The organism is Thalassotalea sp. HSM 43, assembly GCF_004752005.1.
In the GTDB taxonomy this organism is placed as follows: Bacteria; Pseudomonadota; Gammaproteobacteria; order Enterobacterales; family Alteromonadaceae; genus Thalassotalea_A.
Genome location: NZ_CP038493.1, coordinates 2,708,949 through 2,722,341, shown reverse-complemented (window position 1 = coordinate 2,722,341; position 13,393 = coordinate 2,708,949). Strand labels below are relative to the sequence as shown.

The 13,393-nt window shown below is 43.9% G+C and carries 13 protein-coding genes; 7 read left to right on the top strand and 6 right to left on the bottom strand.

Going from position 1 to position 13,393, the window contains the following annotated elements; all coding sequences use genetic code 11:
* Window positions 1-123: 123 nt before the first annotated feature.
* The gene (locus E2K93_RS11730; protein WP_189637758.1) at window positions 124-870 is read left to right on the top strand and encodes an SIMPL domain-containing protein; all 747 of its coding nucleotides are present in this window, start codon (window positions 124-126) and stop codon (window positions 868-870) included.
* Window positions 871-909: 39 nt separating this feature from the next.
* Window positions 910-1,260 carry a 5-carboxymethyl-2-hydroxymuconate Delta-isomerase gene (locus E2K93_RS11725; protein ID WP_135439273.1) on the top strand — a complete coding sequence of 117 codons (351 nt, stop codon included), beginning with the start codon at window positions 910-912 and terminating at the stop codon, window positions 1,258-1,260.
* A gap of 115 nt (window positions 1,261-1,375) precedes the next feature.
* Here E2K93_RS11725 and guaA read toward each other — a convergent pair whose 3' ends face one another.
* Window positions 1,376-2,953, bottom strand: a complete 1,578-nt coding sequence (gene guaA / locus E2K93_RS11720; protein ID WP_135439272.1) for a glutamine-hydrolyzing GMP synthase — start codon at window positions 2,951-2,953, stop codon at window positions 1,376-1,378.
* An 82-nt stretch (window positions 2,954-3,035) separates the two neighbouring features.
* Window positions 3,036-4,508 (bottom strand): IMP dehydrogenase, encoded by a 1,473-nt coding sequence (guaB, locus tag E2K93_RS11715; RefSeq protein ID WP_135439271.1) that lies wholly within the window; start codon window positions 4,506-4,508, stop codon window positions 3,036-3,038.
* A gap of 133 nt (window positions 4,509-4,641) precedes the next feature.
* On the opposite strand from guaB, the gene xseA reads away from it, so the two are divergent.
* Window positions 4,642-5,988, top strand: coding sequence for an exodeoxyribonuclease VII large subunit (xseA, locus tag E2K93_RS11710; protein ID WP_135439270.1), 1,347 nt, complete (start codon window positions 4,642-4,644; stop codon window positions 5,986-5,988).
* 80 nt (window positions 5,989-6,068) lie between these two features.
* Complete coding sequence (locus tag E2K93_RS11705) at window positions 6,069-7,082, top strand: metallophosphoesterase (protein ID WP_135439269.1); 1,014 nt, start codon at window positions 6,069-6,071, stop codon at window positions 7,080-7,082.
* A 70-nt stretch (window positions 7,083-7,152) separates the two neighbouring features.
* On the opposite strand, the gene E2K93_RS11700 is transcribed toward E2K93_RS11705, so the two are convergent.
* Together E2K93_RS11700 and E2K93_RS11695 are read right to left on the bottom strand one after the other, a co-directional pair.
* Window positions 7,153-7,761 (bottom strand): outer membrane beta-barrel protein, encoded by a 609-nt coding sequence (locus E2K93_RS11700; protein WP_135439268.1) that lies wholly within the window; start codon window positions 7,759-7,761, stop codon window positions 7,153-7,155.
* 88 nt (window positions 7,762-7,849) lie between these two features.
* Window positions 7,850-8,320 carry a methyltransferase family protein gene (locus tag E2K93_RS11695; protein ID WP_135439267.1) on the bottom strand — a complete coding sequence of 157 codons (471 nt, stop codon included), beginning with the start codon at window positions 8,318-8,320 and terminating at the stop codon, window positions 7,850-7,852.
* Window positions 8,321-8,421: 101 nt separating this feature from the next.
* On the opposite strand from E2K93_RS11695, the gene E2K93_RS11690 reads away from it, so the two are divergent.
* Complete coding sequence (locus E2K93_RS11690) at window positions 8,422-8,913, top strand: RDD family protein (protein ID WP_189637757.1); 492 nt, start codon at window positions 8,422-8,424, stop codon at window positions 8,911-8,913.
* 97 nt (window positions 8,914-9,010) lie between these two features.
* Here E2K93_RS11690 and lptG read toward each other — a convergent pair whose 3' ends face one another.
* Together lptG and lptF are read right to left on the bottom strand one after the other, a co-directional pair.
* A complete protein-coding gene (lptG, locus tag E2K93_RS11685) occupies window positions 9,011-10,078 on the bottom strand; it encodes an LPS export ABC transporter permease LptG (protein WP_135439266.1) in 1,068 nt (355 codons plus the stop codon).
* Window positions 10,075-11,184, bottom strand: a complete 1,110-nt coding sequence (gene lptF, locus E2K93_RS11680) for an LPS export ABC transporter permease LptF (RefSeq protein WP_135439265.1) — start codon at window positions 11,182-11,184, stop codon at window positions 10,075-10,077. Before lptF ends, lptG begins: the two co-directional genes overlap by 4 nt.
* Window positions 11,185-11,449: 265 nt before the next feature.
* Between lptF and pepA the strand changes: the two genes are divergently transcribed.
* Window positions 11,450-12,955, top strand: a complete 1,506-nt coding sequence (gene pepA, locus E2K93_RS11675; RefSeq protein ID WP_135439264.1) for a leucyl aminopeptidase — start codon at window positions 11,450-11,452, stop codon at window positions 12,953-12,955.
* A 1-nt stretch (window position 12,956) separates the two neighbouring features.
* Entirely contained in the window at window positions 12,957-13,379 is a 423-nt protein-coding gene (locus E2K93_RS11670) for a DNA polymerase III subunit chi (protein ID WP_135439263.1), read from the top strand.
* Window positions 13,380-13,393: the final 14 nt, after the last annotated feature.

Below are 13,393 nucleotides of genomic sequence, written 5' to 3'. Positions count from 1 at the left end.
TAATTTCATTGGTCAGCCAAATCGATAACGTTTTACCGTTGCATGCTAGCGCCTTATTTAGCTTGCGACCCAAATAATACTGCACGACATTATCAAATAATAATTGGGCTAAGGAGAGTTAATATGAATCTAAAACTGATAGGGATAGCAGCACTGTGTTCATTTTCTGCGTTCGCGGAACCAGAGTTAAAAGGCAGCCCCAGTGAGCTAAAGAGTTTTTTTCATCCTGACGTTAAAACCATTTCAATTACACAAAGTGCTGAAGAAATAGCTTTTAAAGATGTGGCGGTAATAAGCATGCTGATCACAACCGAAGATAAAAAATTAGCCATGTCTTTACAAAAAAACAGCAAGCTAAGGAATGACATTTCAGCCACTTTAACCGCTGATGGTATTCATTCTGATCAGATTAAAAACTCAAAGTTTTCAACGTCTCCAGATTACGGCTGGTTTGGTGATAAGCCAGATAACTATAAAGTGGCGAACACCGTCACTGTGCGTATTGACAATGAATTGGGCTTCCAAAGTATTGCCAAAATAGTCGACGCTCACGATGAAGTCACGTTAATAAATACCGATTTTGAGCACTCTGAAAAAGACGCTTATATACAAAAAGCTAAACAAAGCGCCCTCAATAAAGTGTTAGCGCAAAAAGATTTTTACGCACAATCATTGGGCATCGATTTAAAAGCGATATCTTTTAATGATCGTTCCTCTTTTGAAGAAGATGATATTGAGAGAATAGAAATAACCGGAAGCCGAATAAAACAAGCGAGCTTATCCGACTCTTACCAGCAACAATCTGCGGACTCATCTTTTGAGAAGGTCACCTACTCAGCGAACGTAACCGTGACGTTCGTCGTACAATAACGATAACTTAGTTCCTGAACATCTTAGAATGGAAAATTAATGCCACATTTTGTTATGGACTGCTCTGATAGCGTCCTTAAATCTTACGATGAACAGTTTATTCTGCAACAACTGCATCGAGTCGCAAGCGCTAGCGGCTTATTTGAAGAGAGCGATATCAAAGTAAGACTAACCACGTTTAAAACCTACTCGGTAGGTAATAAACGAGACGATTTTATTCATGTATTTGCTCATATCATGCAAGGCCGCACGACGGAGCAAAAAGCCACGTTATCACAAAACATGGTGGCTAAGCTTGTCAGCTTGTTTCCTGAGATAGCCAATATTGCGATGAATATTAGCGACTTTGAAAAAGCAACGTATTGCAATAAAGCAATGCTTATAAAATAACCGACGGCTGCCAATTAGCGGATTGAAAATATATCAGCGTTAAATCAATAAGTGTTATGAATACAAAAAAGCCTGCGAGTGCAGGCTTTTTTTATTCGCGAATCAATCTAGCTGATTATTCCCACTCGATAGTCGCTGGTGGCTTACCAGAGATATCGTAAACAACACGTGAGATACCGTCGATTTCATTGATGATTCGGTTAGAAACCAGACCTAAGAAGTCGTACGGTAAATGTGCCCAGTGAGCGGTCATAAAGTCAATGGTTTCAACGGCACGAAGTGATACAACCCAGTCGTATTTACGACCGTCACCCATAACACCTACTGAACGTACCGGTAAGAATACGGTAAATGCTTGGCTGGTTTTGTTGTACAAGTCGTGGTTGTGCAGCTCTTCGATAAAGATAGCGTCGGCGCGACGCAGTAGATCGGCGTACTCTTTCTTCACCTCACCTAAAATACGAACACCTAAACCAGGACCCGGGAACGGGTGACGGTATAGCATGTTGTAAGGCAAGCCTAGCTCTAAACCAATCTTACGTACTTCATCTTTAAATAATTCACGAAGCGGTTCAACAAGACCAAGCTCCATATCTTCAGGCAGACCACCAACGTTATGGTGTGATTTAATAACGTGGGCTTTACCTGTAGCAGATGCCGCAGATTCGATAACATCTGGGTAAATGGTACCTTGTGCTAACCACTTAGCATTGGTTAGTTTGCTCGCTTCTTCGTCAAAGATTTCAACGAACACATTACCAATGATTTTACGTTTCGCTTCAGGATCATTTTCACCCTTAAGGCGATCTAAGAAACGATCTTCAGCATTAACGTGGATAATATTTAGACCGAAATGATCACCAAACATTTCCATTACTTGCTTACCTTCGTCTAAACGCAATAAACCGTTATCGACGAATACACAAGTAAGCTTGTCACCAATTGCGCGGTGTAAAAGCATGGCAACAACAGACGAGTCAACACCACCAGATAGACCAAGCACAACTTCATCGTCGCCTACTTGCTGTTTCATTTTGGCAATGGCATCTTCAATAATTGATGCTGATGTCCAAAGTTTTTCACACTGACAAATATCAATAACAAAATGCTCAAGCATACGCATACCTTGTTTGGTATGGGTTACTTCAGGGTGGAACTGAACACCGTAGAATTGCTTTTCTTCATTGGCCATTGCCGCATGTGCACAGCTTGACGTTTGTGCGATGGTGCTAAAACCAGCTGGAATCGTCGCAACTTTATCACCGTGACTCATCCAAACATCTAACGTTGCGTTACCGTTAGCGGCAATCGCATCTTCGATGTTTTTAAATAATTCTGATTTTTTAATCACTTCAACCGCGGCATAACCAAACTCTTTATGCTCAGAGCTTTGTACACTGCCGCCAAGTTGCTCGGCCATGGTTTGCATACCGTAACAAACACCTAATACCGGTACACCAGCATCAAATACATATTGTGGTGCACGAGGCGAGTTGTCTTCGGTTACAGATTCTGGACCACCAGCAAGGATAATACCGCTCGGAGCAAATTCTTTGATTTGCTCTTCGGTTACGTCCCATGCCCACAGTTCACAGTAAACACCTATTTCACGAACGCGACGGGCGATAAGTTGGGTGTATTGAGAACCGAAATCTAAAATTAGAATTCGACTGTCATGAATGTCTCTGCTCATTATCTTTTCTCTTTGCTAAGAAGCACCGCCCTCATATAGGCCATGCTTATATATTTTTAAACCAATAAAAACTAACGACAGGTTAACCTAAACGATAGTTTGGCGCTTCTTTGGTGATGGTCACATCATGTACGTGAGACTCACCCATACCAGCACTGGTTACGCGAACAAACTGTGGCTTAGTACGCAATGTCTCAATGTCAGCAGAACCGGTTAAACCCATAGCACTGCGAATACCACCTAGTTGCTGATGGATAATATTTGAGATTGGACCTTTATAGGCAACGCGACCTTCGATACCTTCTGGTACCAATTTGTCGGCTTCGCCATCACTTTTCTGGAAGTAGCGATCTGATGAACCTTCTTTTTGGCTCATCGCACCTAAGCTACCCATACCACGGTATGATTTGTAGTAACGACCTTGGTACAGTTCAACTTCACCTGGTGCTTCTTCAGTACCAGCAAGCATTGAACCCACCATGACACAGTGAGCGCCTGCGACTAGGGCTTTAACGATATCACCAGAGAAACGAATACCACCATCGGCAATGATGGTGACGTCCATACCTTGTGTGCCTTTTACTGCTTCAGAGATAGCGGTAATTTGTGGAACACCACAACCGGTTACGATACGCGTGGTACAGATTGAGCCTGGGCCGATACCAACTTTAACCGCGTTAGCACCTGCTTCTGCTAGTGCTTTTGCACCTTCAGCAGTCGCGATATTACCGGCAACAATTTGCAACTCTGGGTACTTAGTGCGAGTTTCTTTAACGCGATCAAGTACACCTTGAGAGTGACCGTGAGAGGTATCGATAAGGAGAATATCAACGCCAGCTGCAACCAGAGCATCAATACGCTCATCGGTACCGGCACCAACACCTACTGCCGCACCAACGCGTAAACGACCGAACTCGTCTTTACACGCATTTGGTTTGCTTTCAGCTTTTTGGAAATCTTTTACGGTGATCATACCTTGCAAGGCAAAATGTTCATCAACCTGTAGGATTTTCTCAATGCGGTTTTCATGCATTAGGTTGAGAATATCTTCACGACTGGTACCTTGCGTCACGGTTACTAGCTTGTCTTTGCCAGTCATCAACTCAGATACTTTCTTATTTAAGTCTGTTTCAAAGCGCAGGTCACGAGAGGTGATAATGCCAACTAAACTGTCGCTATCATCAACAACAGGGAAGCCTGAAAACTTAAGTTCGTCAGCTAGTTTCAATACTTCTAGAATACTAACGTCTGGACGAACAGTTACTGGATCTGTCACAATGCCAGACTCAAATTTCTTAACTTGACGTACATTTGCCGCTTGCTCTGCAGCGGTCATATTTTTGTGAATAAAACCAAGGCCACCTTCTTGCGCAAGAGCAATAGCAAGGCGCGCTTCTGTCACGGTATCCATAGAGGCAGACAGAATTGGCACATTCAATTGAATTTTGCTAGTCAGTTGGGTTTTTATATCTGCAGTGTGAGGTAACACTGTCGAGTGGGCAGGTACTAGTAGTACATCATCAAAGGTTAAGGCTTCTTGAGCTATTCTTAACATGGCAACATTCTCGCTTATGTGGGAGTAGTAAATATTGCGGTCGGATTTTATCGCCTTTGTTATCTAAGGTAAACCGAAATTTGCGAAAAACTTGCGTTTTTTATGAAAAATTAACATCAGCGAAAGAATAAACATGTTTAATAACCCCAAACAGCATATATTACAGGTCAGCGAGCTTACTAAAAAAGTACGTTATATTCTCGAATCTGAGCTCTCTGTCGTATGGTTATGTGGTGAAATATCGAATTTTATCGCCGCAAGCTCCGGTCACTGGTATTTATCGCTAAAAGATGCAAAATCTCAAGTCCGCTGTGCAATGTTTAAAGGCAATAACCGCAGCGTGCGCATTAAGCCTGCAAACGGTAAACAAGTGCTGGTGAAAGCGCGGGTGTCACTGTATGAACCTCGCGGCGACTTTCAACTGATTATTGAGCAAATGCAAGACGCGGGTGAAGGCGTACTGCAACAAAAATACGAGCAACTTAAAGCACAACTGCAAGCCGAAGGCTTATTTGAGCAACGCTACAAACAACCGATTCCAGAGTATGTGCAAACCATAGGTGTGGTCACCTCGCCAACCGGCGCCGCGGTTCATGATATTTTGCAGGTATTAAAACGTCGCAACCCTGGCATCAAAGTCATCATCTACCCAACCTTGGTACAAGGTGAAGGCAGCAGCGAGCAAATTGCCGATGCGATCTATACCGCTTACGAGCGAGACGAAGTTGACGCGCTTATTGTCGGTCGAGGCGGTGGCTCGTTAGAAGACTTATGGTCGTTTAATGAAGAAGTGGTGGTCAGAGCGATCTTTGACTGTGATATTCCAATCATCAGTGCGGTCGGTCATGAGGTCGATACCAGCTTGTCGGATTACGTCGCTGACATGCGTGCGCCAACCCCTTCGGCAGCCGCTGAGCTGTTGTCTAAGGATACCAGTGTTCAACGCCGACAAATTCAAACCATGCAACAACGCTTGCAACTGACCGCGCAATCGGTAGTGCACCGTTACCGCCATCGCCAGCAACAATTATTGCAGCGACTGTCTTTATTAAGCCCTATCGCGCAATTAAGACTGCAACAGCAAAAGTCTGACGACCTACATATCCGCTTGGTTAATTTAATTAAAGATCGCCAACAACAACGAGCCAATACTCAGCAGATGTTAGCGCAGCGATTACTTTTTGCAACGCCAGCGAGACATTTCGCGCTGCATGCCAATCACCTTGACGATCTTAGCGCGCGTTTGAAAAGTGCTTTGTTCAACAGCAAAGATAATAAGCAAATGCGTTTGTCGATGTTGGCGCAAAACCTAAACTTAGTGAGCCCACTTGCCACCATAGGTCGAGGCTATAGTATCAGTCGTGATCAGCAAGGTCAGATTGTTCGCCGCACCGATCAAGTCAATGCCGGTGATATCCTCAATGTACAAGTTGAAGATGGGCACATCGTTACCGAAGTTAAAAACAAAATCAGCGATTAATATTCACTTAGCCCCCTCTTTAGCCATCTGAAATTTTAGAAACCTGTGACAAGGTCTACACTTGTTACAGGTGAGGTAAAATGCGAATTAATTGTTGGCTTAACAGTCGACTCCACGACTGTCTAAAAAAGATATGTGTTATCGGCTTAGTGTTGCTGCTGATAGCGTGTGGTTCCGATGATGGCTCAAGCCAAGCGGATAACATTAACACCAAACAACTTAGCGATGGCGTGTGTGACAACCTTGGCGTCGACCCCAGTTACGCTTTTGAGCCGATGATTTATACACAGCCGGGTATTCACTTATTGGTGATGGGCGACACAGGCACTGGCGGTGAACAACAAAAACAAGCGGCGCAGTTGTTTGAAAACTTCCATATAAACTACCCTTTCGATGCGATTATACATACTGGAGATGTGTTTTATCCTTCCGGCATCTCATCAAGTGACCACCCTTATACCGACAGTCGATTTAAAGATATTTACTTTACCAAATCCTATGGTGGTTTACCTTGGTACCTTGTTGCCGGTAATCATGATTACGATGGCAGCATAGGGGCGCTAAAAGGCTTCTTTGCACAACACGACAACTTAAACTTTGCCAATAATTATTATCATCAGCGCTTAACACAAGACGGTGTAGTCATTGATTTGCTTGCTCTGGATACCGATCCGGTTATCAAAGGCGCAGTCCAAGCAGAGCAAATAAGCTGGTTAGCGGATACCTTTGCTACAGTGAGTAAACAACAATCGGTGATCATTGCCTTTGGTCACCATCCTATTTTCTCTAATGGCTCACATGGCAATAACGATGCATTAACGGGGATTTTTTACGACATGTTAAAGCAATATCAAACAGCGCTTTATTTGGCAGGCCATGACCATAATTTGGAATATTTAGTGAAAGACAATGTGCCGCAGTTTGTTATCAGTGGCGCCGCGGGTAAAACATTGCGCGATATTGACTGTGGTAAGCATAGCTATTATGCCGCATCTAAAGCCGGAGGATTTGCGCTCTATGTACAGCGAGCACAAATTTGGATCATTCCTTTGACCAGCAGCTCTGAACAGATCATGTTTAAGCTGGCTCTTTAATTAACCAAAGCTACATAGACAAGGGCTACATAAACAAATGCTATATAAATAAATGTCCTAGCAACACTAGCTAAAAGCGAAAATGCGCTTCGATATTATAGCGATTGGTATCATGGTTGAATTTATTGTCATAGCCAAGTTCGGTTAACAAACGTAAGCGCCAATGATGGTTTAATTGATATTGATAAGACAAGCCAATATCGTATCGGTCATTGTCAAAAATTTGATAATAACGAAAGCGCAGGCCTGCATAGTGATTGTCGCTAATCGCGTATTCGCTTTCTAATTGCGCTAAAAATGAGGAGTCGTTTTCTTCACTATCAAATTCTACACCGTCAAAGTCGAGTTGTTGATGATGACCGCCGAGGCTCAGCGTCCACTGCAGCGCAATGGGCCAATTAAAATGATAGCTAACACCCCATAACTGCCGTGACAGTGTGAAATCGTTATTGTCGACTTCCTCTTGCAAGAATTCAAAGTCGGCAAACAATTGCCAGTGCTGTTTGATGTCGTATTTTGCGGCAAACAGTAAACCATCAAATTCGACATGTTGATTAAGCGGCACGTAACGCTGCAAACCAATTGCCACCTCAGTGCCATGACTGACTTTGCTATTGGCAGCCATAAAAATCACCAATAACAATACTAGATTTAATTGTAAGCCATTGAATTTCAGCACAAACAAGCCCTGTTAGATAACCACCTTGTCAGTAGTTAAGTGTAATACGCCTTCGCTTAGCTTGCTGAGATTTGTTGACTTGCCCCCTTTACAGCCAACGCCTTACCTGCCGACAATATTGCTCGTAATCGGCGCCAAATTTTTGCCGCAAAAAGCTTTCTTCAGGCATGATCTGCCAACGCGTCAGGTAAACGATAAAAGCAATCGCTATGGGGATTATGCCCAGCGTATTAAGCCACAAGCCAAAAGCAATAAGCAGCAACAAAAACGCCAGATACATCGGGTTGCGACTCAAACGATAAATACCATTGACCACCAAGGCCTCGGTTTTATTTGGCTGTGTAGGGTCGACTGTCGTGTGTTGTTGCCTAAAGCCGAGTACCGCTAACAAGACAATCGTTAGTGCTAACACCGACAACACAATGGCCGCAACATGTAAGTAATGTAGCGCAGTCGTTGAGGCCGCTAATATCGAGATATCAGGCAATATGTATAAGACGATCATAGCGATAATTAAGACCAGCAACGGCGGTATTTTTAATTCCAATTGTTTTAGCAATGTCGACTCCTTTGTTATTGTCGAGATATGGACACATATTTCGCTTTGCTACAGACAATGATACACTTTCGCCAATTTTACAATGCATTGATGGACTGAGTATGAGCAAACCATTTCCACGGGCAGGTTTCAGACGCCGACTGGGCTCTTACATTTATGATTTTTTAATGGCTGTTGCCGTCTACATGTTGGCAGGGTTTATTGTCTCTGTCCCCTATCTGTATTTGTTTGATCAAGGCATTATTGACTCGCAAGGCTATGCACATGCGATTGATTTGCTCAATTCGCATTGGTTTTACGTTACCTTAAACGAAGCATGGAAGTTGTTTTGGGTGGGCTTCTTTTTTGTCTATTTTTGGGCCAAAGCGGGGCAAACCATAGGGATGCGCGCATGGCGATTACTGGTACAACATCAAGATGGTTCGCCAATAAATAAAGCCACTGGCTGCAAGCGCCTGTTATTTACCTTATTAGGGCTGGGTAACTTTTGGGTGTTATTTGATCGTAAAAACAAATTGAGTTTACAAGACCGAATGACCGACACCGAAGTTGTCGTGCTCAGCGTCGAAGCGAATCGCGCGGCTATGGGCTAGTCAGACGATGTGCTAAACGTTTGGTTTAGAACATAAAAAAGACGGCATTAGCCGTCTTTTTTTGTCGCTTAAAGCAATTAACTCACGCCGGCTAACGCTACACTTTTCGCCTCAGTAAATATACGGCAATAACCACAAACAGTAAGCTGGGTAATACCGCTCCCAAAAATGGTGGCATATTGAAGGTTTGGCTAAACGAGCCAAACATACGATTAATAAAATCATATGCGATGCCGGTACCAATACCCATCATGATACGTGCCCCCATAGACACACTTCGCAACGGTCCGAAAATATACGACAAGGCAACCAATAACATCACCGCCACGGTAAATGGCTGCATTAACTTGCGCCAAAATGCCAACATATAACGACTGGTATCTTGTTTGTTTTCTTCTAGATAATCTAGGTAGCTAACCAAGCCTTGTAACGATAACGCTTCAGGTTTTACCGTCACCACACCTAACTTTTCTGGCGTCAAACTAGACTGCCACATTTGAGAGTCTATATGTTCGGTATCAATTTTTTCCTCGCCAAAGGTGGAAACTTCGATCTCATTAAGTTGCCATTGTTCATTGAGCCAACTGGCACTTTTCGCACTCAACCAACGCTCCATCTTGCGCTCATCACTGAACTTGTACATCGACAAGTTTTTTAAAGTGCCGGTATCTGCGACTTCAGTAATATGCACGATTAACTCGCCATCTTTGGCCCATACGCCATTTTTCGCCGATATCAGGCTGCCCTCCGATATCGCTTGGGCACGTATTTCACGAGCTTTGGCTTCACCCTGCGGCGCTAAAAACTCACCAATAGCCATACTTAATACAATCAATACCGCCGCACTTTTCATCACCGATTTAATGATTTGTAGCTTCGATAAACCAGCGGCTTGCATAACCACCAACTCTGAATTGCTGGCCATCATACCAAGACCGATAAGACCACCCACGAGTGCCGCCATTGGAAAGAAAATTTCCACATCACGAGGGACTGAATAAAAGGCAAATAATGCCGCATCAAGCAAGTCATAATTACCACGACCAACGGCACGCATTTGTTCAACAAACTTGATGATGCCACTGATGCTGACCAATACTGATAAGGTTAAAAACGTGGTCATGGCAATGACGCGACCTATGTATAAATCTAGGATCTTCATTATGCGTTGCCTCGTTTCAATCGAGCTTTTAATTTTTTACCGCTACCTCGACTTTTCAGTAACAACATCCAACCAACAAACAACGCCGTTAGATGAATGGGCCACAAGCCAACTGCCGGGGCAATTTTGCCATCATCCATTGCCGAGCGGGCACTGGTAAGCAGCAAATAGTAAATCAAAAACAGCATCAAAGCGGGGAACATTTTGGCGAACTTACCCTGCCGTGGATTGACCACACTCAAAGGCACCGCTATTAGGGTTAAGATAAGTACCGTAATTGGAAATGACATCCGCCATTGCAATTCAGCTTGGGCTTCAAAATCATCGCGACCGATTAGATCCGAGGTTGGTATGGCACTGAGTTTTCGCCGTTTTTCTTCGACTTTTTGGTCTTGTATTTTCATCTGATAACCGGCAAATTCCATACTTTCGAATTCTGTGGTCAGATTATTTTTCTGGTAGCGATTACCTTCGCTCATGATCAGCTTTTGCGCGCCGGTTTCGTCTTCGGTTACTTTACCGGTTTTGGCAAAGATAACGTTAATCATGTCTTGTCTGCCGCTTTCGTCTTTTGGCAATTGCGCGACAAATACATTTCGCAGTTCATTTTTATCGTTAATATCTTCAATAAAAACAACGGCTTCATCGTTGCTGGTTTTTTGGAACCGACCTGCGGTCAACGCGGTCAAACCGATATCTTTAGACAGCTGTTCTTTGACTTGGTATTCCTTTTCTTGCGCTAATGGCGACAAGTACAAGGTAAATAGCCCAGTGACCAAACTTGTCACCACCGCCAACACTAAGGTGATGCGAACCACATACCATTCACTGACCCCGCAGGCATGTAAAACCGTCATTTCGTTTTCGGCATAAATACGCCCATAAGCGAGTAAAATACCAAGAAACAGACTAAGAGGCAGCATCACACCCATTAAGTGCGGAATTGTCAGCCCCATGAAAGTCAAAATCATCTCTGCAGGAAAATCCCCATCAGAGGCATCGTCGAGAATACGTACAAATTTTTGACTGATAAAGATGGTCATTAATACAAAAAATACACCCAATTGAGTGCGACCAACTTCATTTAATAAATATCGAAAAATAATCACAAAATTAACCCAAAAAACTTTGTTTTTTTCTGACAACCGCTCAAATTTTGAGTAAACTACTCATTTTTATAAGTCATTCGTTTTTGGCCGTTGTCTCAATAATTCCTAAAGACGCGTAATATCTAGCTATAATTACTAGATCTAATAATAGCGCAAAGAATTTAAAATGACGCTAAATAGTCTATCGTTTCCACGTTGTTTTTAGCAAGTTGATAAACAAAAAAGTGGTCAAAAACCAACAATTAAGCATTAAATAGGAGTGTTCATGGAGTTCAGTGTAAAAAGTGGCAGCCCGGAAAAGCAGCGTAGTGCCTGTATTGTCGTCGGTGTATACGAGCCACGTCGCCTAAGTGCGGTTGCTGAGCAACTAGATGACATTAGCGGTGGCTACATTTCTAATTTGTTACGCCGCGGTGACCTGGAAGGTAAACCAGGGCAAATGTTGTTATTACACCAAGTACCAAATGTCCTGTCTGAACGAGTTCTTTTGGTTGGCTGTGGTAAAGAGCGTGAATTGGACGAGCGCCAGTATCGCCAAATCATCAGCAAAACCATCAACACCTTGAATGAAACAGGTTCAATGGAAGCGGTTTGCTTCTTATCTGAGCTGCACGTTAAAGGTCGTGATACTTATTGGAAAGTACGCCAAGCGGTCGAAGCGACACAAGATTGTCTGTATAGCTTCAATCAGCTGAAAACGCGTAAAGAAGAAGCCCGTCGTCCTCTACGTAAAATCGTATTTAACGTCCCGACTCGTCGCGAATTGCCTATTGGTGAACGCGCAGTCGCACATGGCTTAGCTATCTCTAGCGGCATGACATCGTGTAAAGATGTTGCCAATATGCCACCAAATATTTGTAACCCTGCGTATCTTGCCGAACGTGGTCAGCAGTTAACCGAGATCAACGACAAAATCAGCGTTGATGTTATCGGCGAACAACAAATGGAAAAACTGGGTATGGGTTCATACCTAGCCGTTGGTCGTGGCAGTGTCAATGAATCCTTGATGACCATCATCAATTACAAAGGCGCTAACGATGACAGCAAACCAATTGTGCTGGTCGGTAAAGGTCTAACCTTTGATTCTGGCGGTATCTCTATCAAGCCTGGTGAGGCAATGGATGAGATGAAGTACGATATGGGCGGTGCTGCCGGTGTATTAGGTGCTATGCACGCATTGGCCGAACTTGACCTGCCAATCAATGTTATTGGTGTTTTGGCCGGTTGTGAAAACATGCCTGGTGGCAATGCCTATCGTCCAGGTGACATCTTAACCACCATGTCTGGTCAAACGGTTGAAGTGTTAAATACTGATGCCGAAGGTCGCTTGGTTTTATGTGACGCATTAACCTATGTTGAGCGCTTCGAGCCAGACACGGTCATCGATGTTGCTACCCTAACCGGCGCCTGTGTTATTGCCTTAGGTGCTCATGCAACCGGTCTATTGAGTTCACATAACCCACTTGCTCACGAATTGCTTAACGCATCGGATCAAAGTGGCGACCGCGCGTGGCGTTTACCGTTATGGGATGAATACCAAGAGCAGTTAGAAAGCCCATTTGCTGATTTCACCAACCTAGGTGGACGCGCAGCGGGTACCATTACTGCCGCTTGTTTCTTAGCTCGATTTACCAAGAAATATAACTGGGCCCATCTTGATATTGCAGGTACAGCATGGCGCGGTGGTGCGAAAAAAGGTGCAACCGGTCGTCCAGTAAGCATGTTGACTCAATTCTTGTTAAACCGCAGCGGTCAGGAACAAGGTGAGTAATATGACGACTCAGGTAATCTTTAGCGTACTCGATGCAAGCGCCCAAGATCACCTGCGTCTGGCGTGTGAAAAAGTCGCCAGCCTATACAGGCAAAATAAGCGAGTGTTTATTTTTTGTGACTCACAAGGTGATGCGCACAAAATCGACGAGCTGTTGTGGTCGTTTGATAGCGACAGCTTTGTTCCTCACAACCTGCCTGGCGAAGGGCTGGAGTCTGGTTCTCCCGTCGAAATCAGTTGGCAAGCGCCAACCAATCAAAGACACGTATTAGTAAACCTGGCCACAAACGTTCCCGCGTTTGCTGGCCAGTTCAAACAAATTTTAGATTTTGTCCCTGCCGACGATGGCTTAAAGCAACAAGCTCGCCAGCGATATCGCAGCTATCAACAAGCGGGTTGCCAATTGGCAACTGAGTCGGCCTAACAAGCAAAGAATTG

What these genes read in the sequence shown, in the direction of transcription:
- guaA (WP_135439272.1), bottom strand. Translation starts at nt 2,953, where the DNA reads ATGAGCAGAGACATTCATGACAGTCGAATTCTAATTTTAGATTTCGGT.
- E2K93_RS11730 (WP_189637758.1), top strand. Translation starts at nt 124, where the DNA reads ATGAATCTAAAACTGATAGGGATAGCAGCACTGTGTTCATTTTCTGCG.
- E2K93_RS11705 (WP_135439269.1), top strand. Translation starts at nt 6,069, where the DNA reads ATGCGAATTAATTGTTGGCTTAACAGTCGACTCCACGACTGTCTAAAA.
- E2K93_RS11690 (WP_189637757.1), top strand. Translation starts at nt 8,422, where the DNA reads ATGAGCAAACCATTTCCACGGGCAGGTTTCAGACGCCGACTGGGCTCT.
- E2K93_RS11670 (WP_135439263.1), top strand. Translation starts at nt 12,957, where the DNA reads ATGACGACTCAGGTAATCTTTAGCGTACTCGATGCAAGCGCCCAAGAT.
- guaB (WP_135439271.1), bottom strand. Translation starts at nt 4,508, where the DNA reads ATGTTAAGAATAGCTCAAGAAGCCTTAACCTTTGATGATGTACTACTA.
- xseA (WP_135439270.1), top strand. Translation starts at nt 4,642, where the DNA reads ATGTTTAATAACCCCAAACAGCATATATTACAGGTCAGCGAGCTTACT.
- E2K93_RS11725 (WP_135439273.1), top strand. Translation starts at nt 910, where the DNA reads ATGCCACATTTTGTTATGGACTGCTCTGATAGCGTCCTTAAATCTTAC.
- pepA (WP_135439264.1), top strand. Translation starts at nt 11,450, where the DNA reads ATGGAGTTCAGTGTAAAAAGTGGCAGCCCGGAAAAGCAGCGTAGTGCC.